The sequence below is a fragment of the Nocardia sp. NPDC050408 genome, from assembly GCF_044458905.1.
In the GTDB taxonomy this organism is placed as follows: domain Bacteria; phylum Actinomycetota; class Actinomycetes; order Mycobacteriales; family Mycobacteriaceae; genus Nocardia.
This window is the reverse complement of the sequence record NZ_JBITIL010000006.1, coordinates 484510-507195: the sequence shown is the minus strand read 5'-3', so window position 1 is coordinate 507195 and position 22686 is coordinate 484510. Positions and strand designations below refer to the sequence as shown.

At 65.4% G+C, this 22686-nt stretch carries 26 protein-coding genes; 14 read left to right on the top strand and 12 right to left on the bottom strand.

The genetic code is table 11. The features are described 5' to 3' along the window. Position 1 precedes the first annotated feature (1 nt). The 3 genes from ACIBJI_RS21800 to ACIBJI_RS21790 all read left to right on the top strand — a co-directional run bounded on the left by ACIBJI_RS21800 (position 2) and on the right by ACIBJI_RS21790 (position 2303). The gene (locus ACIBJI_RS21800) at positions 2 to 865 is read left to right on the top strand and encodes a MurR/RpiR family transcriptional regulator (protein ID WP_364351519.1); all 864 of its coding nucleotides are present in this window, start codon (positions 2 to 4) and stop codon (positions 863 to 865) included. A gap of 16 nt (positions 866 to 881) precedes the next feature. Then, positions 882 to 1778, top strand: coding sequence for an N-acetylmuramic acid 6-phosphate etherase (murQ, locus tag ACIBJI_RS21795; RefSeq protein WP_364351516.1), 897 nt, complete (start codon positions 882 to 884; stop codon positions 1776 to 1778). A gap of 87 nt (positions 1779 to 1865) precedes the next feature. Next, the gene (locus ACIBJI_RS21790) at positions 1866 to 2303 is read left to right on the top strand and encodes a nuclear transport factor 2 family protein (RefSeq protein ID WP_364351513.1); all 438 of its coding nucleotides are present in this window, start codon (positions 1866 to 1868) and stop codon (positions 2301 to 2303) included. 202 nt (positions 2304 to 2505) lie between these two features. Here ACIBJI_RS21790 and ACIBJI_RS21785 read toward each other — a convergent pair whose 3' ends face one another. After that, positions 2506 to 3273, bottom strand: coding sequence for a trans-aconitate 2-methyltransferase (locus ACIBJI_RS21785; protein ID WP_364351510.1), 768 nt, complete (start codon positions 3271 to 3273; stop codon positions 2506 to 2508). 132 nt (positions 3274 to 3405) lie between these two features. Between ACIBJI_RS21785 and ACIBJI_RS21780 the strand changes: the two genes are divergently transcribed. Then, positions 3406 to 3816 carry a nitroreductase family deazaflavin-dependent oxidoreductase gene (locus ACIBJI_RS21780; protein WP_364351507.1) on the top strand — a complete coding sequence of 137 codons (411 nt, stop codon included), beginning with the start codon at positions 3406 to 3408 and terminating at the stop codon, positions 3814 to 3816. 51 nt (positions 3817 to 3867) lie between these two features. On the opposite strand, the gene ACIBJI_RS21775 is transcribed toward ACIBJI_RS21780, so the two are convergent. Both ACIBJI_RS21775 and ACIBJI_RS21770 read right to left on the bottom strand, forming a co-directional pair. Further along, entirely contained in the window at positions 3868 to 5385 is a 1518-nt protein-coding gene (locus tag ACIBJI_RS21775) for an FAD-dependent monooxygenase (protein ID WP_397085454.1), read from the bottom strand. 78 nt (positions 5386 to 5463) lie between these two features. Further along, positions 5464 to 5637 carry a heme-binding protein gene (locus ACIBJI_RS21770; protein ID WP_364351664.1) on the bottom strand — a complete coding sequence of 58 codons (174 nt, stop codon included), beginning with the start codon at positions 5635 to 5637 and terminating at the stop codon, positions 5464 to 5466. Positions 5638 to 5718: 81 nt separating this feature from the next. Between ACIBJI_RS21770 and ACIBJI_RS21765 the strand changes: the two genes are divergently transcribed. Next, entirely contained in the window at positions 5719 to 7209 is a 1491-nt protein-coding gene (locus ACIBJI_RS21765; RefSeq protein ID WP_364351501.1) for a carboxylesterase family protein, read from the top strand. Between the two features lie 70 nt (positions 7210 to 7279). Here the strand turns inward: ACIBJI_RS21765 and ACIBJI_RS21760 are convergent, their stop codons facing one another. Beyond that, on the bottom strand, positions 7280 to 8167 hold the full coding sequence (locus ACIBJI_RS21760) for a LysR family transcriptional regulator (RefSeq protein WP_364351498.1): 888 nt from the start codon (positions 8165 to 8167) through the stop codon (positions 7280 to 7282). Between the two features lie 72 nt (positions 8168 to 8239). Between ACIBJI_RS21760 and dapA the strand changes: the two genes are divergently transcribed. Further along, positions 8240 to 9133: a 4-hydroxy-tetrahydrodipicolinate synthase gene (gene dapA, locus ACIBJI_RS21755; RefSeq protein ID WP_364351495.1), complete on the top strand. Its 894-nt coding sequence runs from the start codon at positions 8240 to 8242 to the stop codon at positions 9131 to 9133. 12 nt (positions 9134 to 9145) lie between these two features. Here the strand turns inward: dapA and ACIBJI_RS21750 are convergent, their stop codons facing one another. Then, a complete protein-coding gene (locus ACIBJI_RS21750; protein ID WP_397085452.1) occupies positions 9146 to 9787 on the bottom strand; it encodes an AAA family ATPase in 642 nt (213 codons plus the stop codon). A 19-nt stretch (positions 9788 to 9806) separates the two neighbouring features. Then, positions 9807 to 11009, bottom strand: coding sequence for a DUF418 domain-containing protein (locus ACIBJI_RS21745; protein ID WP_364351489.1), 1203 nt, complete (start codon positions 11007 to 11009; stop codon positions 9807 to 9809). Positions 11010 to 11114: 105 nt separating this feature from the next. Between ACIBJI_RS21745 and ACIBJI_RS21740 the strand changes: the two genes are divergently transcribed. After that, entirely contained in the window at positions 11115 to 11867 is a 753-nt protein-coding gene (locus tag ACIBJI_RS21740; protein ID WP_364351486.1) for a TetR/AcrR family transcriptional regulator, read from the top strand. A gap of 3 nt (positions 11868 to 11870) precedes the next feature. Here the strand turns inward: ACIBJI_RS21740 and ACIBJI_RS21735 are convergent, their stop codons facing one another. Beyond that, positions 11871 to 12674: an aldose 1-epimerase gene (locus ACIBJI_RS21735; RefSeq protein ID WP_364351483.1), complete on the bottom strand. Its 804-nt coding sequence runs from the start codon at positions 12672 to 12674 to the stop codon at positions 11871 to 11873. 194 nt (positions 12675 to 12868) lie between these two features. Here ACIBJI_RS21735 and ACIBJI_RS21730 point away from each other — a divergent pair, with 194 nt between their 5' ends. Together ACIBJI_RS21730 and ACIBJI_RS21725 are read left to right on the top strand one after the other, a co-directional pair. Next, on the top strand, positions 12869 to 13378 hold the full coding sequence (locus tag ACIBJI_RS21730; protein ID WP_040690789.1) for a GtrA family protein: 510 nt from the start codon (positions 12869 to 12871) through the stop codon (positions 13376 to 13378). A gap of 57 nt (positions 13379 to 13435) precedes the next feature. Beyond that, the gene (locus ACIBJI_RS21725; protein ID WP_364351480.1) at positions 13436 to 14356 is read left to right on the top strand and encodes an LLM class flavin-dependent oxidoreductase; all 921 of its coding nucleotides are present in this window, start codon (positions 13436 to 13438) and stop codon (positions 14354 to 14356) included. A gap of 3 nt (positions 14357 to 14359) precedes the next feature. Here the strand turns inward: ACIBJI_RS21725 and ACIBJI_RS21720 are convergent, their stop codons facing one another. Together ACIBJI_RS21720 and ACIBJI_RS21715 are read right to left on the bottom strand one after the other, a co-directional pair. Further along, positions 14360 to 14749, bottom strand: a complete 390-nt coding sequence (locus ACIBJI_RS21720; protein WP_364351661.1) for a VOC family protein — start codon at positions 14747 to 14749, stop codon at positions 14360 to 14362. After that, on the bottom strand, positions 14749 to 15027 hold the full coding sequence (locus tag ACIBJI_RS21715) for a metalloregulator ArsR/SmtB family transcription factor (protein ID WP_364351477.1): 279 nt from the start codon (positions 15025 to 15027) through the stop codon (positions 14749 to 14751). The genes ACIBJI_RS21720 and ACIBJI_RS21715 overlap by 1 nt, the downstream gene beginning before the upstream one ends. Before the next feature lie 97 nt (positions 15028 to 15124). Here ACIBJI_RS21715 and ACIBJI_RS21710 point away from each other — a divergent pair, with 97 nt between their 5' ends. Then, entirely contained in the window at positions 15125 to 15808 is a 684-nt protein-coding gene (locus tag ACIBJI_RS21710; protein ID WP_364351474.1) for a hypothetical protein, read from the top strand. A 72-nt stretch (positions 15809 to 15880) separates the two neighbouring features. On the opposite strand, the gene ACIBJI_RS21705 is transcribed toward ACIBJI_RS21710, so the two are convergent. From ACIBJI_RS21705 to ACIBJI_RS21695, 3 genes are all read right to left on the bottom strand, one after another. Continuing rightward, the gene (locus tag ACIBJI_RS21705; protein WP_364351471.1) at positions 15881 to 16366 is read right to left on the bottom strand and encodes a carboxymuconolactone decarboxylase family protein; all 486 of its coding nucleotides are present in this window, start codon (positions 16364 to 16366) and stop codon (positions 15881 to 15883) included. Next, complete coding sequence (locus ACIBJI_RS21700; protein WP_364351468.1) at positions 16363 to 17442, bottom strand: dihydrodipicolinate reductase; 1080 nt, start codon at positions 17440 to 17442, stop codon at positions 16363 to 16365. The genes ACIBJI_RS21705 and ACIBJI_RS21700 overlap by 4 nt, the downstream gene beginning before the upstream one ends. A 77-nt stretch (positions 17443 to 17519) precedes the next feature. Beyond that, the gene (locus tag ACIBJI_RS21695) at positions 17520 to 17948 is read right to left on the bottom strand and encodes a MarR family winged helix-turn-helix transcriptional regulator (protein WP_396956826.1); all 429 of its coding nucleotides are present in this window, start codon (positions 17946 to 17948) and stop codon (positions 17520 to 17522) included. Positions 17949 to 18020: 72 nt separating this feature from the next. Between ACIBJI_RS21695 and ACIBJI_RS21690 the strand changes: the two genes are divergently transcribed. The 4 genes from ACIBJI_RS21690 (at position 18021) to erm (ending at position 22659) form a co-directional block, all read left to right on the top strand. Further along, positions 18021 to 19058, top strand: coding sequence for a hypothetical protein (locus ACIBJI_RS21690; protein WP_397085450.1), 1038 nt, complete (start codon positions 18021 to 18023; stop codon positions 19056 to 19058). A gap of 448 nt (positions 19059 to 19506) precedes the next feature. Continuing rightward, a complete protein-coding gene (locus ACIBJI_RS21685; RefSeq protein ID WP_397085448.1) occupies positions 19507 to 20028 on the top strand; it encodes a hemerythrin domain-containing protein in 522 nt (173 codons plus the stop codon). A gap of 91 nt (positions 20029 to 20119) precedes the next feature. Further along, positions 20120 to 21403, top strand: coding sequence for a hypothetical protein (locus tag ACIBJI_RS21680; protein WP_364351456.1), 1284 nt, complete (start codon positions 20120 to 20122; stop codon positions 21401 to 21403). Between the two features lie 455 nt (positions 21404 to 21858). Next, positions 21859 to 22659: a 23S ribosomal RNA methyltransferase Erm gene (erm, locus tag ACIBJI_RS21675; protein WP_364351453.1), complete on the top strand. Its 801-nt coding sequence runs from the start codon at positions 21859 to 21861 to the stop codon at positions 22657 to 22659. Positions 22660 to 22686: the final 27 nt, after the last annotated feature.

Sequence of the window (22686 nt, the reverse complement as noted above, 5' to 3'; positions counted from 1 at the left end):
GATGCCCGATTCCGACGACGTACGCACTCGCCTGCTGGCGGCGCTACCACGACTCACCCCGACCGCACTTCGCGTCGCGCAGGTGATCCGGCACGATCCGGCTGCCGCCGCACAGCTCACAGTGAGCCAGCTCGCCGAGCGATCCGCGACCAGCACCTCCGCGGTGGTCCGACTGGCGAAAACCCTCGGCTACGAAGGTTATCCGCAGCTGCGACTGGCAATGGCCGCGGTCGGCGGCGACGACAACGCGCCGGTATTCGCCACCGATATCGATGCCGACGACCCTTTATCGAAGGTACTGCACAAACTGACCGCCTTCGAAACCGAGGGCATGATGGCGACCGCCGAACTCGCCGATCCCGCGACCATGGAAGCCGTCGTCGACGCACTGGTGGGCGCGCGACGGGTGCATCTGGTCGGCATCGGGGCGTCCGGACTCGTCGCGATGGATATGGCGCAGAAGCTGACCCGCATCGGAATGTGGTGCGGCGCATGCACATCCGAGGATGACGCGCTGGTGCAGGCCAGCCTGCTCCAGACCGGTGATGTAACCGTCGCGTTCTCGCATTCGGGTGAGACCGCCGCTATCGTCGAAGCCGTGCGCCGGGCCGCCGACGCGGGCGTGCGCACTGTCGCCGTGACGGCCGGGGCTCGATCCGGACTCGCGAATACCGCCGCGCACACGGTGCTCGTGGCCGGACGTGAGGACGGATTCCGTTCCGCGGCAATGGCGAGTCGTATGAGTCAGCTCCTCATCGTCGATGCGCTGTATGTCGGCGTCCTGCAACGCACGCCGTCGGCGGCAAGGGCGCTGCGGCGCACCTACGAGGCGGTAGCCGATCGTCGAACCAAGGAGGCCGAATGAATTACCCGGTGTCGCGGTGACCGAAATCGGTTCGCTGACAACCGAAGCGTCGAATCCACGCACCAGCATGCTGGATTCGATGCCGATCGACGAGCTGCTGCACACCATGAACGCCGAGGATGCCGGTGTGGCTTCGGCTGTGGCGCAGGCGATTCCGCAGATCGCACGAGCGGTCGAGCTGATCGTCGCGGCACGGCGGCACGGCGGTCGACTGATCTACCTCGGCGCGGGCACCAGCGGCCGCCTCGGCGTACTCGATGCGGCCGAATGCCCACCGACCTTCGGCACCGATCCCGGCGAGGTTCTCGGCATAATCGCGGGCGGACCCGTCGCCTTGCTGCGCGCCGTCGAAGGTGCCGAGGACGATCCCGCGCTGGCCGCCGCCGATCTGTCCGCCATCGCACTTACCAGCGACGATGTGGTTGTCGCACTGGCCGCCAGCGGCCGGACCCCCTACGCCATCGGTGCGCTGCGATTCGGCCGCTCGATCGGTGCCGCGACCGTCGCGATCTCCTGCAACCGCAACGCGGAAGCCAGCACCTACGCCGACGTCGGCATCGAAATCGATACGGGACCTGAGGTTTTGACCGGCTCCACCCGGTTGAAGGCAGGCACGGCGCAGAAGATGGTGTGCAATATGCTCTCCACCGCCGCCATGGTGCGGTCGGGCAAGGTCTACGGCAACCTGATGGTGGATGTGCAGCCCACCAATGCCAAACTCGTCGACCGTGCGCGCCGCATCGTCGCTGAGGCGACCGGAACCGATTCCGCCACCGCCGCGGCCCTATTGGATGCCGCCGACGGCCAAGTGAAAACCGCTATCGTCATGCGCCTGACCGGAGTCGACGTGTCGGCGGCCCGCGCACTACTGCACGACGCGGACGGGCGGGTGCGCGACGCCGTACCGCACTGATATCCCATTCGCCGCGCAACCAACCGCTACCCTGACCCACAGTTCCGCGCCACCGCCGGAACGATGTGTCGGCAATTCGGAGGCACCATGCTGTCCCTACAGGAGATTTCCGACCGCATGGAGATCGAGGACCTCATGGTCCGGTACTCACATGCGGTAGACACCCATCAGTGGAATCTGCTCGACGAGATCTTCACCGCGGATGCGCATATCGACTATTCGGCCATGGGCGGCGCGGTCGGTGATCTCGAATCCACCAAGAAGTTCCTCGCCGGCGTGATGCCGAATTTCCTTGCGTTTCAACATCTGATCAGCAATTCGTCCATCACCGTCGACGGCGACACCGCCACCGCGCGCACCATGTGTCACAACCCGATGCTGGTCTCGACCGGCGAAGGTCGGCAGAGTCTGATGCTGTGCGGGCTCTGGTATCACGACACCTTCGCTCGCGTCGATGGCCGGTGGCGGATCAAGCAACGCGTCGAGGAGAAGAGCTTCATGTTCGTCGCGCCGGGCACCGCCTGAACACGAATCGATGCTCCCGAATTCGGGAGCATCGATCGGTCATTCGTGTTGGCATTTATCTCCGCATGAGCATTTGCCGCCATCCTGGCAACCGCACCGGCAGTCCGGACCGCAAGCACAGGGGAGAACGCTGGGAACCATCGCAAACCTTTCCGAAGTAGGGATTGCCGCCTGAGCCATAGCCGGGAAGTATAATCAGGGCTCAGCCGTCCTTGTGTGCCACGGCGAAGACCCGCCGGAACGGCAGCCAGGTCGTGCCGTCGAGCTGGCGCGGGTAGGCCGCGCGCAACAGTGGCGCCAGCTGTGCGGTGAACTCCTGCCAGCCGGTGTCGTCGAGTGCGTTGCGCACCGGGCGCAGGGCGGTTCCGGTGACCCATTCGAGGACCGGATTCTCCCCCGAGAGCCGTTGCAGGTAAGTCGTTTCCCATGCGTCGACCGCGCAACCGGTGAGCGTGAGCACCTGGGCATATCCGCTGGGGTCGAGAACATCCCGCGGCTGCAGTATGCCCGCGGGCGTGAGCCGGTCGCGCCATTCTTCGCGGCTCGCGAGTTCACGAATCGCGCGGTGTGACGGTGCGTCGAAGTTGCCGGGCACCTGCAGCGCGAGCCAGGCGCCTGCAGGCAGCGCGCGCACCCATTGGGGCAGCAGAGTGGTGTGCGTCGGGACCCAGTGCAATACGGCATTGCTGATCACGACATCGGTATCCGGTGCCGGTTGCCAGTCCTGCACCGTCCCGAGTTGTGCGTCGATGCCGAGACCCCTTGCCGCGGCGACCATTTCGGGCGAAGAATCCGATGCCTCGATGACCGCGCCTGGCCAGCGCTCGGCAATCGAAGTGGTGAGATGTCCTGGGCCGCATCCGAGGTCGACGACGCGACGCGGATTCTCGGCCCCGATCCGGCCGAGTAGTTCGAAGAATGGACGCGAGCGGTGGTCATCGAAGGCGAGGTACTTCTTGGGATCCCACATCGGCAGCTCCAAGTCGATTCAACCAAACCGTACGGACGTACTGTATTCTGCCCCGACTGGTCCGGCAAGGAGCGGGGCGGAATTTCCGGCGCTATCCGCGGGTTGGTGCGGAAAACAACCGATGGGAGTGCAGTGAACGACTTCAACGCGCAGGTGATCAATGAGTTCCGCGCCAATGCGGGCCAGGTCGGCGGCATGTTCGAGGGTGCGGCGATGGTGCTGATCACGACGATCGGCGCCAAATCCGGTCGCCAGGTCACCAGCCCGCTGGTCTATCTCCCTGACGGTGAGCGAATCGTGCTGATCGCCTCGAACGGCGGCGCCGATAAGCATCCGGCTTGGTACCACAATCTGCGCGCGAATGCGGAATTCACCGTGGAACTCGGTACCGAAAGCTATACGGCGAAGGCCGAGGTGGTGACCGGTGCCGAACGCGATGAGCTGTATGCGCGGATGGTCGAGATCATGCCGGGTTTCGGAGAGTACCAAGCGAAGACGTCTCGGGTGATTCCGGTCGTCGCGGTGTATCGCCAAGAGGCCTGATGCTCCGAGGGTGCCAGCCCGGTCCCTGATCGCCGGGCCGGCACCAGCCGATCAGGATTTGTCGCCGAACCAGCGGCACAGCGCTTCGGCAAGTCCATCGCGATCGCCGGAATCCGCTGCCCAGGCAACGTAACCGTCCGGTCGAATCAGCATTGCCGAAAGCTTGCGTGGTGCAACGGGTTTCGCGGTCACCACGCGTACCCGATCCGACCACGCTGCGGCGATCGTCCGCAGCTGCGCGGAATCGGTCAGATCCAACAGAATCGCCCGACCATCGGCGAAGTGCGCACCGACCCGACTGCCATCGGACAGCTCGATATCCGGTGCGACCGCGCCGATCAGCTCGTGGCCACCGCCGAGGTCGTAGCGGTGCAGAACACCGGAGATCCTCTTGAAGATCGCGGTGCTGCCATCGCGGGTGGCCAACAGATCGGTCATCACTTTGCGTAATGCCTTGCTGCGCTGGTCGAGTCGCATGAGCGCCACTTGTGCGCGGGTCCACTCCAGCACCCATGCGCCGACGGGATGACGTTCGGCGGTGTAGGTGTCGAGCAGGGTTTCGCTCGCATCGCCGCGCACCACCGCGGCCAATTTCCAGCCGAGGTTGACCGCATCGCCGATGCCGAGATTGAGTCCCTGCCCACCGAACGGCGAATGCACGTGGGCCGCATCGCCGGCGAGCAACACCCGGCCCTTGCGATAGTCGGTGACCTGGCGGGTGTTATCGGTGAATCGCGTTGCCGAATGCACTGCGGTGATCTCGACCGGCACACCCGACACCGCGCGTAGGCTGGCCTGCAATTCGGCCGCGGTGACCGGGGTTGTCCGGTCGGCGGGCGGGCCGTCGAGTTCGACGGTCAGGATCCGGCCCGGTGTCGGACCGCTGGTGTAGATCCCGGTGTGGGTGGTGTTCCAGCCCGGACGCAAGCCCTCCGCGCCGGTCATTTCGACGACCGCCTGATGGCCGGTGATCTCCGGGTCCAGACCCGGGAAATCGAATCCGGCCAGCTTGCGGACCGTGCTGCGGCCGCTGTCGCAGCCGACCAACCAGTTCGCGCGGACGGTGCCGTCGGCGAGGCGGACAGTGACACCGGTTCCGTCATCGTCGAATTCGGTCAACTCCGCACCGCGCCGGATCTCGATCCCGAGTTCGTCGGCACGCCGAGCCAGGATCGCCTCGATGGCCTGCTGGGCCACCAGCACCGCCTCGGCGCCCGGGCCGAGTTCGGCGAAAACCGGGTCGTCGAAGTCGATTTCGTCTGCGCGAAGCATGATGCCCGCGAAATGACCAGCGATCGGCAGACGCTGGGTCGCGGCATTCGGGAACATGCCCGCCGCGCGGATGCGCTGCACCGTCGCATTCTGCTGTTCGAGCAGGTCGGGCAGCATGCCCCGGCGGTAGAACGCCTGCGCAGTGGGCACATTGATCGCAGCGGCCTTGATGGTCATATCGGGGTCGGCCAGCCGCTCGACCACCAGCACCTCGGCGCCACCGAGGCGAAGTTCGCAGGCCAGCATCAGTCCGACCGGTCCGGCACCGGCGACGGCCACATCGAATGTCTCGTTCATGAACTCGACTCTGCAGATGGGCGGTTGCGGCTGGCTTACATCGCCTTGCATGCGCCTTGCATCGCGCCGGAACCCGCCTCAGTCGAGCTGATCGATGGCGGCCACGGCGATCTCGTGGTCGGTCTGCGACAACGCGGCGCCGGGGACGCCCCATGCGCCGATGACGGTATCGCCTGAGCGAATGAGCACACCTCCACCGTAGGCGGACCAGCGAACGTGCGCCGGCGAGGCCGAGTCCGATGCCGAAGAGATTCCGGAAGTTCTGCGAGGTGCTCGAAACCGTGGTCCGACGCGGGGGGCTGCGTAGAGAATCGAGTCGAGCGAAGGAGTCTCATGGAACCGATTGTTTCCGTCACCGGTGGCAAGATCCGCGGTCGGACGACCGCGGGGATCACCGCATTCCTCGGCGTTCCGTACGCGGCGGCGCCGGTCGGTCCCGCGCGTTTCCGTCTGCCGACGCGGGTGCCGGACTGGCAGGGAGTTCGTGATGCGCTCACCCACGGCGCGACCTGCGTGCAGACCCCTTATCCCCCGCCGATCCACGCGCTGATCGGCAGTGACGGGATACCGGGCGAGGAATATCTGAATGTCAATGTGTGGACACCGGATCCGGGCGGTGCCGGACTGCCGGTCATGGTGTGGATTCACGGCGGCGCATTCACCCGAGGATCCAACGCCAGGGCGATCTACGACGGTGCGGCGTTCGCGCGCGACGGGGTCGTGCTGGTCTCGATCAACTACCGGCTCGGTATATCCGGCTTCGCTGCGGTGCCGGACGCACCGCTGAACCGGGGGTTACACGATCAGTTGTTCGCGCTGCGGTGGGTGCAGGAAAACATCACGGCCTTCGGCGGAGATCCGAACCGGGTCACCGTATTCGGGGAGTCGGCGGGTGGAATGAGTGTGGCGACGCTGATGGCTTCGCCGCTCTCGCGTGGGTTGTTCCGGCAGGCGATCATGCAGAGCGGCAATGGATCCGCCGCGGTGGCCGTCGAGGATGCGCGCAAACTCGCCGGAGAATTGGCTACGAGTCTCGGTATCAGCCCCACCGCGGCGGATTTCGGCGAGTTGGGTCCCGATGAGCTGCGCGCGGCGCAGGATACACTCGCGCTGGCGCTGATGAGCGATCCGGATCCGGCGCGGTGGGGGTCCTCGATCATTGCCAACGGGATGGGGATCATGAGTCTGCTTCCGGTGATCGATGGTGAGGTGCTCGACGGGCAACCCGTCAAAGTGCTTGCCGCGCAACCTGATCGGGCCGTGCCGCTCATCGCCGGATGCACCGCCGAGGAGTTCCGGTTCTTTACGGTGCCGACGGGTATCGCAGCCGGGATCACCACAGAGACCCTGCCTTTCGTGCTCACCCGCTACGGACTCGATCCCGGGCTCGGGGATATCTACGGTGCGAATCGTCCGGGCGCCTCGGCGGCGGATGTGTTCGCCGCGATCATTACCGATCGGGCCTTCCGCTCGGACACCTTGCGGATCGCTCAGTCGATCGCCGCCGCGGGCGCGCCGAGCTACGCCTATGAGTTCGCGTGGTCATCCGGTATCGAGGGGCTCGGTGCCTGTCACGTTCTGGAGGTGCCGTTCGTCTTCGACGCACTCGCGGGCGCGCGCACCCTGACCGGTCCCAATCCGCCGCAACCGCTCGCCGATGAAATCCATTCGGCGTGGGTGGCTTTCGCCGAGTCGGGTGATCCAGGGTGGGCGCGCTTCGAGGAGGATTCGCGGCTGGTGCAGATCTTCGACAGTCCGGAGTCGGGTGTGGTGAGTGATCCGCGTGGGGACGAATTGGCGGCGTTGCGGAAGTCGGTCGCCTAGCACGGCGATTGGATCGCACCGATCGAGATCGGGTGGAATTGTTGTGGGCTGGTCGGGCGCATGGGCACCCCTATTTGCCGAGAGTGCTGGAAATCGTGGTGGCAGAGGTGCGTAGGGCGGCTCGGGCGGCGGCGACGGCCGGGTGTCGGCCGGTACCGCGCCGGTAGGCCAGAAGGGTTTTGCGTCGGGTGGATAGGGCTGTGAGCAGTATGTTCGGCGGTGGGGTCAGTGCGCCGAGTTCGGGGACCAGGGCAACGCCCTGACCGGCGGCGACCAAGGCGAGGACGGTGCTGAAGTCGTCCACGTGATGGCGGACCCGCGGGGTGAATCCGGCCGCCTGACAGGCCCGGATCGTCATGGTGTGGCAGAGCGTGCCGGGAGTGCCGACGATCCAGGAGGCGTCGCGGTGGTCTTCGAGCGGTGTGGCGGTCGGGGCGGCCAGGTAGATGGTCTCCTCGAGGAGCGGCTCGGTGTCCAGGGCGGGATCGGGTTCGGCGGGTACGTAGTCGTATTCCTGGACCAGCGCGACGTCGAGGGTTTCGGTGCGGAGTGCGTCCGGGACCGTAATCGGATCCAGTTCTGTCACAAGCAATTCCAGTCGCGGATGGTCGTGGCTCAGTGCGACCAGGGCGGGGGCGAGGATCGTGGCGACGGCCGTCGGGAAAGCGCCGATGCGCAGCGTTCCGGTGAGTGTTGCGCGGGAGGCGGCGAGATCGGCGGTGGCCTGTTCGAGGGCCGCGAGGATCGTCTCCGCGTGTTCGACCAGGGTGAGTGCGGCGGGGGTGAGAGTGGCGCGTCGCCCGGTCCGTTCGAGCAGCGGTACTCCTGCTTCCCGCTCCAGCGCGGTCAGCTGTTGGGAGACTGCCGATGGCGTGTAGCTCATAGCCTCCGCGACCGCCGCGATCGTCTTGCGATGGGCCAGTTCGCGCAGCAGGCGTAGCTTTCGAACGTCGAGCATCAGTTCAGCTTATGCTCAACGGAAGAAACGCGAACTGGACCTGACGTATCGCGGCGGGCCAGGCTTGAGACCATGACGCTCACCGGCCTCTTCATCCCCCTGATCACACCGTTCACCGCCAACGGCGAACTCGCCGCCGACACACTGGCGGGCCTGGCTCATCAGGTACTCGACGAGGGTGCAACCGGCATCGTCGCCCTCGGCACCACCGCCGAAACCGCCACTCTGACCCCCGAAGAGCGCCATCGCGTCCTCGATATCTGCGGCGGCGTCTGCCGAGAACGCAACGCCCCCTTGATCGCCGGAGCGGGAACGAACTCCACCGCGGATTCGGCCGAAGCACTAGCCACCCTCGGCTCCACTGTCACTGCCGCGCTCACCGTTGTCCCCTACTACACCCGCCCCTCCGAAGCCGGCGTCCTCGCGCACTTCCGTCACCTGGCCGCCACCAGCCCGGTCCCCCTCATCGTCTACAACATCCCCCACCGCACCGGCCGCATCCTCGGCGCCGACACCCTCCTCGACCTCGCCCGCATCCCGAACATCATCGGCTTCAAACACGCCGTCGGCGGCATCGACGACACCACAACCACTTTCATGGCAACCCTCCCACCCGACGTCACCGTCCTGGCCGGTGACGACCTGCACGCCGCCGCACTGCTGGCCCTCGGCGCCCCGGGCGCAATCCTCGCCACCGCGCACCTGGCCACCTCGGCCTTCGCCACTCTGATCGACCTGTGGCGCGACGGCCCCGTCCAGGAAGCCCGTGCCCTCACCCACCGTCTCACCCCCCTGTCCGCAGCCCTCTTCGCCGAACCCAACCCGGTAGTCATCAAATCCGCGCTAGCCGCCCAGTGCCGCATTCCGACCCCTACCGTCCGCCTCCCTCTCCTCCCCGCCACCCCCGAAACAACCACCGCCGCCCTCGAAGCGTTGAGCCGCCTCCCCGCAACCATCCCCGCCTGATCGTCCGATCCCTCAGCGCGGCTGATCGGAGTCACAATTCCGCGACGGCAGCACTCTCACCGGAGTTCCTCCGTGCGTCGCTGACCGCGCGGGGGCGCCGGCTCGGGTCGGATGAACCGAAGCTGCGGTCGTCTCGATCTGGCGGGCGAGGCCAGCGGTATCTGTCGGCTTCGTGGTATCGACATGGATCACTGGGGTCAGTTCCAACGGTCGGCCGTGCTCGGCCCACGTGTCCCAATCGCGCACAAGGCGAAGCCCATCGTCATGCACCGCAGCCCGCTGCCGCTGCGTATACCTGGCCCGCGCCGTTTCCACCGAAGCGTCACACCAGATCTCGATCGCCCGATCGGCGCCGACTCGGTGAATGCCCGCTCGCGTGAACTCGAGGTCGCGTGGCCGGAACCACCATGAGTCGACCACCACCGTCTGCGGTATCGCTGTAGCCATCGCCCAGACAGCTTCCATCGCGATCGCGCCGAGCGACGGCACGGCATCGGGTCGGGAAATGCATTCCGCCAAGGCTTCTTTCACGGTGTCCTTGGAGAGCAGCTGCGCATCCAAAATGCGGGCAAGCAGAGCCGCCAATGTCGACTTACCTGAGCCGGGTATCCCGTTGACCAGAACTAGGAGTTTATCCTCCGCTCGTTGCGTCACCCCGACATTCTTGCCGGCCTCATGGTTGATTCAGCAGCGCTTCGGGTGGGGTTCTGCGCCAGGTGGGACGGTGGGCGTTGGTGATCCAGCGCAGGGTCCATTCGGCGGGGCCGTAGCGGAACCAATGGAGCCAGAGTGCGCTCAGAGCTAGTTGGAGGGTGAAGACGAACAGAGCTGTGGTCATGGTGGCGAGGGGGGAGAAGGTGCCGGCGGCGGCGATGCCTATTCCTGTGAAGATCAGTAGGCCGATGGCCGATTGGGCGAGGTAGTTTGTGAGGGCAATGCGGCCAGCGGGGGCCAAGGCTGTGCGGACGAAAGACGTGCGGGGGCTGTGCATTGCGCGGAGCAGAGTCGCGACGTAGGCGGCGGTGAGCAGGGGTGCGGTGGCGACGCTGATTGCGACCGGGAGGGTGTGGCCGGTGCCGCCGCCGATGGTGAAGAGGATGCTGCCTGTGAGGCCGATGGGGAAGCCGATGAGTTGGATTCGACGCAGGATCGGTTCGTCGCCGTGTACCTCGGCGAGCAGTTTGCGCCGGCCCGCGACCATGCCGAGGAGGAACATCGCCAACGCGGTCGGTCCCTGCAGGGTAAGGGCTTGCAGGACAAGGAGTCCGAGGCCGTCGAGGTGTTCGCCTATCACCTCGCTCCAGCCGCCGAGCATGGCCTGGGTCGCGTGCTCGGCATTGGCTTGCGCCTCGGCGGTCGAGGGCAGCAGTGCCGACGCATCCAGAAACACCGCGCCGAGCAGCAGGCTCGCCACGACCAAGCCGTACAGAATCGCCGCAACGCGCAATGCGGTTCGGTCGCTGACCCGCCGCATCCAGTACAACACCAAGCACGCCACCGCATAGGTGGTGAGCACGTCGCCGGCGTACAGGAACACGATGTGCAGTACACCGAGGACGAACAGGCCCCCGACGCGGCGCAGCATCCGTGGTTCGAAGGCGGCTCGCGCTGCGGCCGCCGACTCCATCTGCAGGGTGAAGCTGTAGCCGAACAGGAATGAGAACAGCAGATAGAACTTCATCTCGACGAAGACCTCGGACAGTGCACGCACGGCGTCGTCGAGGGTGGAGGTGTACGCGGGGTCGGTAACCAGATTGCCGGGATAACCCGAGGCCATGAAGGTGATGTTGACGATGAAGATGCCCAACAGGGCGAAACCGCGCATGGCGTCGACGTCGTGTACTCGCGATCTGGAGGCGACCAGCTGATCGGTCATTACATTCTCCGCAAATAGATAGTATCTGAGGGATACTATCTACCATATACTATCTCTCGGACTAATATCCCGCAGAAGCATCGGCGATACCGAGGAGGTAAGGCCATGGCCGACGAGGCGGTGCCCGCCGACCTGGGCAGGCTTTGGCGACTCCCGGCACCCGCGCGGCTCGGACGACCGGCGGAACTGGACGTCGACCGGGTCGTGCGCGCCGCGGTGGACCTCGCCGATCGCGCCGGGCTCGGCGAGGTCACGCTGCTGAAGGTCGCGCAGACACTGGGTTTCACGAAAATGGCGCTTTACCGCCACGTCGGTTCCAAGGATGAACTTTTTGAGCTGATGGCCGATTTCGCGACCGGTCCGACACCGGATCTCGGGACCGGATCCCTCGACTGGCGGGCCGGGATGCGGCAGTGGGCACACGCGATGCGCGCGGTCTACGCCGAGCATCCGTGGTTGCCGCAGTTACCGATCTCCGGGCCGCCTCGCGGTCCGAACACGATCGGCTGGATGGATGCCGCATTGCGCGCACTCGCCGACACCGGACTCGACTGGGCGACCAAGGTCGGCATCCTGACGCTGGTGAGCGGGCATGTGCGGCAAGCGAGTCTGCTCACCCAGCAGATCACCGCGGCGCGGCGCGGCACTGGTCTCGACGAGGTGCAGGCAAATCGAAATTACCGCCGCACGCTCGCCGTCCTCGTCGATCCGGACCGCTTCCCCGAGGCGGCCGCACTGTTCGCCAGTCCGCTGTTCGAATCGCCGTCGGACGGCGATACCGATGCGGCCGACCAGGACTTCGTATTCGCGCTGGAGCTGATCCTCAACGGCGTGGCCGCCGAGATCGACGGCGCATAGGGTTCAGTCGAGCAGACGCCACGCCCAAGTGGTGGACAGTTCCAACGGGTCACTCGCGGTGACCGGACGTGGATGGGTGTTGATGCCGTTGGGCGGACCGGATTGCGGCTCTACACAGGCGGCTTCGGGTTGTTGGTCGAAGACGACGACCCACTCGGCGGGACTGGTAATGGTCAGCTCGAGAGCGTGCGGCCAGGTCAGGGTCACGGCAGTGCCATCGGGCATCCCGAAACAGTCGTCCCAGGGGCCGGGTTGTGGGCCGATGCGGCGTCCGGTCGGGAGATAGTCGGGGCCGCGCTCCTCCTGCCAGGCGGGGGTGAAGTCGAGTTGGATGTCCTTGCCGGAGCCCAGATTTCGCAGAAACCACGGGTGCCAACCGACCTGAGCCGGAAACGACTCGCCCGCTGTTTCGACCCGCATGGTCAGGGTGATCGAGTGCTCGGTGAGCTGGAACTCCTGGGTGATACGCCCGCGATACGGCCACGGGTCGGTGAGTTCGCAGCCCAGCGCGGCGGTGGATACCGTTGTGCTGAGGACATGCCAGGCCCTGTCGCGGGCGGTGCCGTGGATTGCGTGCGGATCGGCGTTGATCGGCAGCTGATGCAACGTTGCGCCGTTCCGGAACTGCCCCGATCCCATCCGCCCACACCAGGGCGCCATCGGAAACGCGCCGTACCGCGCGCCCTGCCGCAATAGCTCCAGATCGCCGACCCGGAAACTCCTCAGCCGCCCGCCATTCTCCGGGTCGATGCTGACCTGCGCCTTGCCCGCGGTCAGCACAACACCGCAATTGCCTGCATCGGCCATGAGCGCTCCTCCTTGCGACTATGGGGTCAGGTAAGACACAGTGCCACGACCAGCACTGCCACGCTGACCAACGCGGCGCGCCCGAAACCGTCGAGGTGACTTTCCTGGCGCGGCGGGTGCGGGCATGCTTGGGTTAGGGCGGCATCGCCGGTCGAAAACGTGAGGTGACAGATTTGCTGGATATAGTGCGGGGCGTGTCCTTCGTCCAGCTTGCGCTCGACCGGATCCCGGAGCCGTACCGGTCGTATCTGATCCAGCGACGTGAACTGCTCAAGTTCGCCGTGGTGGGCGGGATCACCTGGTTCATCGACACCGGAATCGTCTATGCGCTGAAGTTGACCGTGCTCGGTGAGAAGCCGCTCACCGCGCGCGTGCTCGGTGTCTTGATCGCGACCATCGTTTCGTATGTTCTCAATCGCGAGTGGTCGTTCCGGACCAGGGGCGGTCGCGAGCGGCACCACGAGGCGGCGCTGTTCTTCGCCATCAGTGCGCTCGGTATCGGTGTCACGCTGTTGCCGCAGGCGGTCGCGCTGTATGTGCTCGATATCCGGGTGCCGCACGTCAGTCCGGTCACCCAGGCCGTGTCGAACTTCATTACCGGCCAGATTCTGGGCGTGCTGCTCGCCATGGCGTTCCGGTACTGGGCGTTTCGGCGGTATGCCTTCCCCGACGATCTCGTTCAATCCGAGCTCGAACCACGCTAGGTCGCTTACCTTCGAGGTAATTGCCCCGATTCGGCAACGGGGGTGAAGATCGCCGGTATGACACAGATCGGCTTGCTGCTACCCAGCCGCGAAACTTCGATGACCGGCGAACATGATGCCGCCGGATTGGTCGGATTCGCGCGCGCCGCCGAGGATGCCGGGTTCGATTCGGTGTGGATCGGCGATTCGCCGCTGGCGCGAACCCGAGTCGATCCACTGCCGCTACTCGCCGCCGTCGCCGCGACTACCACGCGCGTCCGATTCGGCACCGCCGCACTCACCGCGACGTTGCGTCATCCACTGCTTGGCGCCCACACCGCCGCCACCGTAGACCAGCTCAGCAACGGTCGGTTGATCCTCGGTCTCGGCGCAGGATTCCCGCTGCCCGAGAGCCGCGACGAATTCGCCGCTGTCGGGGTACCTTTCGACCAACGTGTCGGCCGGCTCGACGAAACGGTGGCCATCTGGCGTCGGAGTTGGTCCGGTGGAACAGAATTCGACGGCCGCTACTGGCAACTCGACGACCTGAAGCGCACCCTGCCCGCCGCCAGCCCAGAGGGTCCCCCGCTGTGGTTGGCGGGCAGTGACACACCGCGGGTGCTCGAACGGGTGGCCCGCCACTACGACGGCTGGCTGCCGTTCCTACCGGACCCGGAAGCCTACGCCCGCGCATGGCATACCCTGCGCGAGAAGACCACCCGCAACATCACCCCAGCCCTCTACGCCACCATCAATATCAACCCGGACTCCGCCGCTGCGCGCACCGAACTCGACGGCTACGTCCGCCGGTACTACCGCCGCTCGCTCGACGAAATGTCCACGATCCAAGCCTATTTCGGCGGTTCGGCCGAAGAATGCGTCGACTGGCTCGGACGGTACCTCGATGCGGGTGCACAGCATCTGGTGCTGCGCATCGGCTCATTGCAGGCACGCCGCCAACTGGATCTCCTCGCCGACGCAATACTCCGAACGGCTTGAGTCTCAGCTTTTCAGCTGGGCGATCTGAATCAGGTTGCCGCAGGTGTCATCGAGCACCGCGGTCACAACCGGCCCCTGATCGAGCGGTTGTTGAGTGAATCGCACGCCGAGCCCGCGCAACCGCTCGTACTCGGCGTACAGATCGTCCACCGCGAACGAGGTGAACGGAATCCCGTCCTCGACCAGCGCTTCCTTGAACGGCCGGACCGCCGGATGCCCATCGGGCTCCAACAGCAGTTCAACGCCTTCCGGTTCCTGCTGCGAGACGACCGTCAGCCAGCGCGCCTCGCCGAGTGGCACCTCGGTCTTCTTCACGAAGCCGAGCACCTCGGTGTAGAAGCGCAATGCCTTGTCCTGATCATCGACCAGAACACTGGTGATATTGATACGGATCATGGGTCCTCCTGGAGCCAACGGTGAGTGAGCCGCCGCAGCGGTTCTCGATTCAGATGGTGGAACTTGTACCGGCCGTCCCGGCGCGTGGTCACCAGACCGGCGGCCGCCAGCACATCCAGATGCTGCGATATCGCCTGTCTGCTCGAAGTGAGCTGGTGCCCCACGGTGAGCCGCGTGCAGAGCTCGAACAATGTCTGTCCGTCGCGATCGGCCAGTTCGTCGAGGATCGCCCGACGCGTGGGGTCGGCCAGCGCCTTGAATACATCACCGCTCACCCCCACACTATAGGCAAGTAAATACTTGCCTATCAAGTGCGGTTCGGGTCGAAAACAGGGCGGGCGAATGTGTCGGGGGCCGAGTTAAATTGGGTTGATGAGCTATGAGTTCGTGGTGCTACCCGCGGGAGCGGCGGCATCGCCGGGGGACGTACTTCCTTATTTTCGATCCAGACGCGGGCAACCCGCCGATGACCACCTCTACCAGACCGTCATCGCCGGACTACACGGCTGGAACAGCCGAATCCCGGCCGCGGCCCGACATGCCAGGCTGCGGATCGAGGCGGCCGGAGATTCGGTTCGGGTGACCGCCGCCGACAGCGTGGATCGCCGCAGGACGCGCGGCTCCGCCATGGACTACGCCGCACCGCGGGTACGCGAGCTCATCGAAGCCCTCATCGCGGGTTTCGCATACGAAATCTACGATGCGCGAACCAACACCTTGACCAGCCCCGAAATTCGCCGCTACGCCTCGATCGATATCGGCGGTGAACGCAAATATTCCTCACTGACCCAGCGCGAGATTTTCGACTGGGTCCGCCAACTCCATCTGCTCGCCACCACCCCCTTCCTGATCGCCGAAAAGGGAAACGACGCAAAGAGTTTCATCCAGACCCGCCGCAACTCCCCGACCGACTACACCCTCGAACTACACCACCCGGCCCGCAACCAACGCCTCGGCGCCACGCTGAGCGACGGCGCAACCGTCGCCCAACTCATCTGGGACTGGGCCTGCGACGATTGGAGCCGCCTCGATGGCGTAGATTGGGTACCGTTGTAATGAAATAATCAGCGCCACTGGATAATTCGTGCCGACGCTGTTCGTATCCATCTCTGGGACAAAGGTATTCGCCTACGCCGAATGGCCGGGCAATACGCACACCGCGTCCAGACCGAGCACATGATTGAGGCGTCCGAAGGCCAGCCACGATCCGATGCTCATACTCAATTCGACGATTTCGGTCTGGCTGTATTGCGCTCGCATTCGCTCCCAGAACTCGTCATCGAGATTGTGGTGATCGGTGGCGTAGCGTTCGGCGTATTCGGCGGCCAGTCGGGTGCGTTCGTCGAACAGGTCGGTGGTGCGCCAGTTGGTGACCGCGTCCGCGAACTCCGGCTCCACCTTCTGGCCGTCGCGTTCGGTGCGCCAATCCAGGCAGAAGATGCAGCCGTTGACCTGGGCGATCTTCAGTCGCGCCGCCTCGAATTCGCGCAGTCCGAGGGTCGAATGCGAATACACCGACAGCGAGAAGTTCGAGGCGGCCAGGCCGATGCCGGGCACCATCTCGCCCCAGACGTAACCGATCGGGTCCTTGCCCTCGGGGATGTCGATGATCATGAATGTTTCCTTCCGAGCTTGCCGACTGCGGGACGCAGTGGGACATCGAGCGCGTCATAGAGTCCGGGTTCGGCGTCGACGAGCCAGTCGATGGCATTCACTAATCGACCGACCGCGGTGGCATTGCCGCCCGCGGCACGGTTTCCGTCCTCGTCGGCGGCCTCGATGGTGATTTCGATGCGCGGATGGCCCTCGATGAGCACACGGTGCGCGCCCTCGCCGTCCGGTGGCCTCGGCCAGTCCGGCGCGCAGGACGGGTGGATCCGAGTGACGTGCTCGATGACGATGCGCGCCTCGCCCTCGACGATCCCCTGCACCTCGAATCGCAATGCGCCCTGCGTGTCCGCCGCGAACTCCCCCATCCGCTCGGTGTTCACCGTGGTATCGAGCGCGCGCCGGTCCAGGGTTTCGCGGATCTCCTCGAGTTCGACGTCCAGCGCACGCGCCATCAATCGAATCTGGCCGCCCCACACCATGGTCGGGATGCCGGGCGCCACCATCGGCGGCAGATAGTCCATCGGTTGGCCCATGCCGACCAGATAGCGCACCGAATCGGGCTGGTCGTAGCTGGTGTAGTCGAATATCTCCTGGCAGCGGATCGCTTCCACGGTGCCGCCGAGTCCGCTCATCAGCAGCGGCAGCACATCATTGCCCCAGCCGGGATCGACACCGGAGACGAACAGGGACCCACGGCCCCGCGCGACCGCCGCGAGCACCGGATCGCGCATTTCGGGTGGGGCGCTGCGCGGATCGTAGAGGGCGTAGAGCGCCGGTGTTACGACGACGGCGCCGGACTCGACGGCGCGGACGATATCGGCGAGCGCGGCATCGGGGCGGATATCACCCGAAGCTGCGTACACCACAGCTCGAGGTCCCGCGGCCAGGGCGGCCTCGATATCGGCGGTCGCCGGGACGCCGAGGTCGTAGTCGAGCCCCGCGAGCCGGCCCGCATCGCGGCCGACCTTATCCGGATTGTGGACGAGCACGCCCGTGAGTTCCAGCGCCGGGTGTGCGTCGACGGCGCGGATGGCCGAGCGGCCGACATTGCCGGTGCCCCAGACAATCGTGGGGATCATCGAGTGAGCGTAGCAAGCGCTTGGTTTGGTAGTTGGCGTTATGGGAATTACGTAGGGGGACTATGGAATTCGCGCGGCTATTTCGCGGTGTTGTAGCGGATCAGGTAGTCGGCGAAACGCTGGATGTCGGTGTCGTTCCATGCCGTCAAGCGCTCGGCGAACTCCTGATGGCGACGCCGTTCGGCTGCCCCCGCGACCCGCCGACCCTCCGGTGTCGGCCGCAGGATGTGGTTGCGCCGGTTGTCCGGATCGACCTCCCGAGTCAGATAGCCCAAGCGTTCCAACGCACCCACCTGCCGACTGACCGTGGACTTGTCGAGCACGAAATGGTCCGCGAGATCGGTCGCCTGACAGCCGTCGCGCTCGATAACCAGATCCAGGATGCTCGACGCGACCAGCGACAACTCCGGATGCAGCTCCGAGGCGCGACCGCGGGCGCGCCGGGCGAAGGCGGTCAGCTCGCGCTGGATGATGTGGATCGACGCGGAGCGCGGTTCACTGGCCATGGTTGCACTATACATCAGTTGTATGATACAACAGTGATAGTTGTATTTACCAACTGTTAGGAGTTGACCTTCATGCGCTCGCACCAGCTACGCCATGTCGCCGGACATCTGCTGACCCCGCTGCTGATGCGTCTGGGCATGGGGCTTGCCTATCTGGGTGCGTTCCATCAGCCCGAGCCGAACCATTTGAAGGTGGCCGTGGTCGGCGCATCCGCGCAGGACATGGTGCTGGCGCAGACCATGAAGGACAAGGCCGGTGACGCACTCGAGGTCGTCACGCTGCCCACCCGCGATGATGCGACCGCGCATTTGCGCGACCGCACGCTCTCCGGCGCGTACATTCCCAACGCGCAACATCCCGAACTACTTGTGGCCAAGGCGAATTCCGATACCACCGCCATGGCGGTCGAGCTGGTGTTCCGGCAGGTCACCGGGACACAGGGACTGCCGATGACGGTCACCGATATCACCCCGACCGCCAGTGGCGACCCCACCGGACAGGGCCTGTTCTTCCTGCTGGTCGCCCTGAGTATCGGCTCCTACGGCAGCGTCGCCGCGATCGGTGCGGCGGGCGCGGGACTGTCCATGTGGGTGCGCGCGGTAATCGGCTTGGTGACCTCGCTGATGGTCAGCGTTATCGGAATCGCGGTGGCCGCACCGGTCTTCCATATCGTCGATCACGATTATGCGACGATATGGGCGATGGGTTGGCTGTACTCGGCGGGCATCATCACCGTCGGCATCGGACTGCACACCTTCTTGAAGCGTTGGACCACGCTCGCGCTGATGGTGCTGTTCGTCATGCTCAACTTCACCACCTCCGGCGGCATCTACCGTCCCGAACTGCAGAACGGTTTCTTCGGTTCGCTGCACGCCTTCTGGAACGGAGCGGGTTTCGTGGAGGGTGCGCGCAGCCTGCTGTATTTCGACGGTGGTGCGGGTTTCGGCGGTCGCATCGCGAGCCTGTTCGTGTGGCTGGCGGTCGGTGCGGTGTTACTGGTGGTCGCCGCGCGATATGAACGGCATATTTCCCCCGCGCCCGCCGCTGCGGTCCGCGCGCAGCGACCGGTAGAGACCGAGGAGGAAATGGAAGAGACGGTCGGCGTCTGACGCCTGTTCGAATCGACCCACGGATGCATTCCATCGGTGGGTCGAGTTGCGCGGTCACCGCGCATCGCGGGCCGGGACCGGGTATGATGACCACATCGCCGCTCTGGCACTCGAATTCCGCAGAACCCGATTTATATGTAACCGTGAGTTACATATAAATGCCTGCCGTTGCCAGCTCGGCACGGTCTGAATATCGCATGGCGCGCAACGTCTTCGAAAACACTCGAGTTGATCGTCGCGCCTTTCAGGGTGCAAGATCAGTGGATGTGTCGCGTGGCGGCGCCGGGTGGACGGCGATCGGCATGGAGGCACCGTGATCGAGGAGTCCGCCGTGCATCCACTTTCGCGCTCGCACTGAGGTCGAGCGGGCCATCGAGGCCCCGCCGCATTCCAACCCCCTTCGCGGAGCCGCACGGCCTGTGCGTCTTCCTCGAGCGAGAGACGATTCATGGCATCAACCGACCTCGACGCAAACCGGGCGCGTGCCCTCGGACAGGAACTGGTGGCGATACACGACTGGCTGCGAACCGAACTGAGCAGAATCCGCGCGGATGTCACCGCCTATGCAACCGGTTCGGAACTGCGGCCGATGCGACTTCGCGCGCACTGCACGGCATTCTGCGCCGCGCTGACCAGGCATCACACCGGCGAGGACACTGCGGGTTTTCCGGCACTAGCCGACCAGTTCCCCGAATTGGCACCGGTTTTGGCCGAACTGCGCACCGACCACCAACTGGTCGCAGATATCCTGCGCAGACTGACCGAACTGCTCGACTCGATCAGGCCGGACAATGCCGATACCCTCCGGCGCGAATTCGACGGGCTGGCCGCCATCCTGGAATCGCACTTCCACTGGGAGGAACGCAGACTCGTGCAAGCTTTCGACGGACTCGAAATGGGTACCGGGACGGGCGAGGAACTTCTCGGCGCTACGTTCGCGCTCGATCGCATGCGATCGGATCGGGACTGAGATAGCCACCAGATCAGAGGCAGGTACGGTGTTAGCGGCCGGACCGCGTAGACAGGGGCGAGGAAGCATCGGTGAAAGGTCGGGGCGCGATATGAATCAGCCGTATTCGCACTGGTATGCCCAGAATTCGCCGGAAAACCTACCGCTGGCCGCCCGGTATCAATCCGCCGACCCGATCACCTGGAACGGCAGCCTGATCTACCCGATGTATACCGAGCAGGTCGGGGCTGCGCCGATCCTGGTCACCATGAAGTTACTGTCCGCGGCACCGCCCGCGGGTCTGCGCGGACACGGCATCGGGCTGTCAGTGGTCGACGGGCACATCGGCATCGAAGGCAGACGCCTGGCCGGGGTGGACGTGTGGAGCGATGCCCTCGCCGCCGGCGTCACTTTCGAGGTGGTTCCGACCGATCCGGGCGCGCTGTTCTCGCTGACTCCGGTCTGGGTCGACGGATTCGGCGCACAAAAATCCTGGTCGGGCAACTACGGCATCCTCATCGAACAACCACCGACCGGGCGGATCGTCCTATGGTGCAGCGTCGGCGAGGGACCGCCCAATTTCGCCAACCTGGTGCTCGAGGTGGACACCGCGAGTTCGCCCGCTGCCTCCGTCCCGACCCCGGCGGCCGCTGCCCCCGTGCCAGCGTCCCAACCGTCGCAGCCCGCGCAACAGCGACAGGACGGATCCGCGCAGCCGACGGCACCGATTCAGCCGCAGCGAGCCGTATCCGCTACCCAAGAGCAGACGAGACCCCCTGAGCCGCAGCCGACACCGCCCGACCTCGAATCGGTGCGGTTCCCGGAATCACCGCAAACGGCTTTCGCCCGCCCCGAGCTCCCAGCAGCCGAGCAGACCACGCCGTTGCATCCCGCGCGTACCGGGTTGATGCAACCATCGGTTGCCGAGCAGGCTCCGGTGGTGCGGGAACGGGTAGCGGATTCCGACCACGCCCCGCTCTCGGAACCACCGAAGCCCGAACCACCGAAGCCCGAGCAGCCGAAGCCCGAGCAGCCGAACTCGCGGCAGCGCACCAAGGACGGCGACCGCGGCTATCGCGCCGCCCTCTACGATCTCGGCGTCGCCATGTTCGGACGCGGCGAGGAGGAACAGGCGTGCGGTCTGTGGGCGCAAGCCGCCGAGGCGGGGCACGCCGGGGCGGCCTATGACCTCGGCGTCGTCCTGTTCAATCGTGGCGAACTCGGCGATGCCGAGCGCTGGTGGCGCACTGCGGCCGATCGCCGCGAATCACGGGCCATGACCGGACTCGCCGAGCTCCTCCAACGTCAGGGCAACCACGCCGAAGCCGAAATGTGGCGAGCCTGCGCAGCCGAGGAGAAGACCGACGAACACGATCAATCGGTAACTTCGGGCTGAGTGTCAGCGGGATTCGATGCCGCCAGTTGGTCCCCTGGCGGCCATCGGCGCGTTGAGTCCACGTCAGGCGACGGGATTCTCAGCGCGCGGCTCGGCGACCAGACCAATTCCATCGGCTCGGGTATCCGGGGCCGACACTGCCGTCGCGCTGTGGCTGATGGCCTCGGAATCGCAGCGACGGGCGCGATAAATCAGTCGCGGACAACCCCGGCGTGCTCTATGTTTGCCCGTATGGGAGGCAGTCCTGGCTTGAACGGAGCGCGCGTGGTCTGCGCGTACTACGTGCGGCCCCGCGCGGCGGCCCGGCCTCTGCCCGCGCGCTGCGCTGCTCCCCTCGCCGGATCGATCTGATCGATTTCTCACGGCGCTGAGATGGGCTGCGCCCCATAGTGTTCCGGCACGGGTCCGGGCGAATCACACATTCCTGATTCGACCACTCCGTTCGGAGGACACCCATGTCCCGCAATCGTTCGCTGCCGCATGCCCGAATCCGCTCCGACAGCACCCGCAAACAGCTGTCGCAGAACTTCCTCACCGACACCCACGTCGCCCGAAGGCTGGTACGCGCCGCCGGTATCCGTGCCGATGATCTCGTCGTGGAGATCGGCCCCGGCGACGGCATGCTCACCGGTCATCTCCTGCACTACGCACACCACATCCTGGCTTACGAAAAGGACCGCCATTACGCCGAGAAACTCCGTGCACGCTATGCACGCGACCGTCGAATTCAGGTGCACCACGCCGATATTCGCCAAATCACCCCGCCTCGCGTTCGATTCATTGTTGTCGCCAATATCCCGTTCGCCGCCAGCACCGATATTCTGCGCTGGTGTCTCGCGGCACCGGAGCTCACCTCGGCGACACTACTGACCCAACGCGAGTTCACCCGCAAATACGCCGGGGACTACGGCCGCTGGACCAAACTGACTGTCACCCAATGGCCCACCGTGACAATGGAAATGGGCATCAGCGTGCACCGCGACCGCTTCCGTCCGATCCCCCGGGTAGATGCCGCCGCCCTGCGGCTGCGCAGACGTGAGCAACCACTACTCGCGCCAAGGGAACTCCGCGGCTACCGCCAACTCGTGGAACTCGGCTTCTCCGGCCTCGGTGGCTGCCTCGCGACCACACTGCGCCTGGCCTATCCCACCCGCCAGGTCCGAGCGGCCTGCACCATTGCCGGAATCGCGCTCGACGAACCGGTCGGCCTCGTCTCCCCTGACCGCTGGCTCACCCTCTACCAGGCATTGAGCTAGCAAATCAGTTGCCCAACTCGGCCGCCA

Coding starts and splice junctions, on each gene's coding strand:
- ACIBJI_RS21800 (WP_364351519.1), top strand. CDS start 2: ATGCCCGATTCCGACGACGTACGCACTCGCCTGCTGGCGGCGCTACCA.
- ACIBJI_RS21790 (WP_364351513.1), top strand. CDS start 1,866: ATGCTGTCCCTACAGGAGATTTCCGACCGCATGGAGATCGAGGACCTC.
- ACIBJI_RS21785 (WP_364351510.1), bottom strand. CDS start 3,273: ATGTGGGATCCCAAGAAGTACCTCGCCTTCGATGACCACCGCTCGCGT.
- ACIBJI_RS21775 (WP_397085454.1), bottom strand. CDS start 5,385: ATGAACGAGACATTCGATGTGGCCGTCGCCGGTGCCGGACCGGTCGGA.
- ACIBJI_RS21765 (WP_364351501.1), top strand. CDS start 5,719: ATGGAACCGATTGTTTCCGTCACCGGTGGCAAGATCCGCGGTCGGACG.
- ACIBJI_RS21760 (WP_364351498.1), bottom strand. CDS start 8,167: ATGCTCGACGTTCGAAAGCTACGCCTGCTGCGCGAACTGGCCCATCGC.
- dapA (WP_364351495.1), top strand. CDS start 8,240: ATGACGCTCACCGGCCTCTTCATCCCCCTGATCACACCGTTCACCGCC.
- ACIBJI_RS21745 (WP_364351489.1), bottom strand. CDS start 11,009: ATGACCGATCAGCTGGTCGCCTCCAGATCGCGAGTACACGACGTCGAC.
- ACIBJI_RS21740 (WP_364351486.1), top strand. CDS start 11,115: ATGGCCGACGAGGCGGTGCCCGCCGACCTGGGCAGGCTTTGGCGACTC.
- ACIBJI_RS21735 (WP_364351483.1), bottom strand. CDS start 12,674: ATGGCCGATGCAGGCAATTGCGGTGTTGTGCTGACCGCGGGCAAGGCG.
- ACIBJI_RS21725 (WP_364351480.1), top strand. CDS start 13,436: ATGACACAGATCGGCTTGCTGCTACCCAGCCGCGAAACTTCGATGACC.
- ACIBJI_RS21710 (WP_364351474.1), top strand. CDS start 15,125: ATGAGCTATGAGTTCGTGGTGCTACCCGCGGGAGCGGCGGCATCGCCG.
- ACIBJI_RS21705 (WP_364351471.1), bottom strand. CDS start 16,366: ATGATCATCGACATCCCCGAGGGCAAGGACCCGATCGGTTACGTCTGG.
- ACIBJI_RS21700 (WP_364351468.1), bottom strand. CDS start 17,442: ATGATCCCCACGATTGTCTGGGGCACCGGCAATGTCGGCCGCTCGGCC.
- ACIBJI_RS21695 (WP_396956826.1), bottom strand. CDS start 17,948: ATGGCCAGTGAACCGCGCTCCGCGTCGATCCACATCATCCAGCGCGAG.
- ACIBJI_RS21690 (WP_397085450.1), top strand. CDS start 18,021: ATGCGCTCGCACCAGCTACGCCATGTCGCCGGACATCTGCTGACCCCG.
- ACIBJI_RS21685 (WP_397085448.1), top strand. CDS start 19,507: ATGGCATCAACCGACCTCGACGCAAACCGGGCGCGTGCCCTCGGACAG.
- ACIBJI_RS21680 (WP_364351456.1), top strand. CDS start 20,120: ATGAATCAGCCGTATTCGCACTGGTATGCCCAGAATTCGCCGGAAAAC.
- erm (WP_364351453.1), top strand. CDS start 21,859: ATGTCCCGCAATCGTTCGCTGCCGCATGCCCGAATCCGCTCCGACAGC.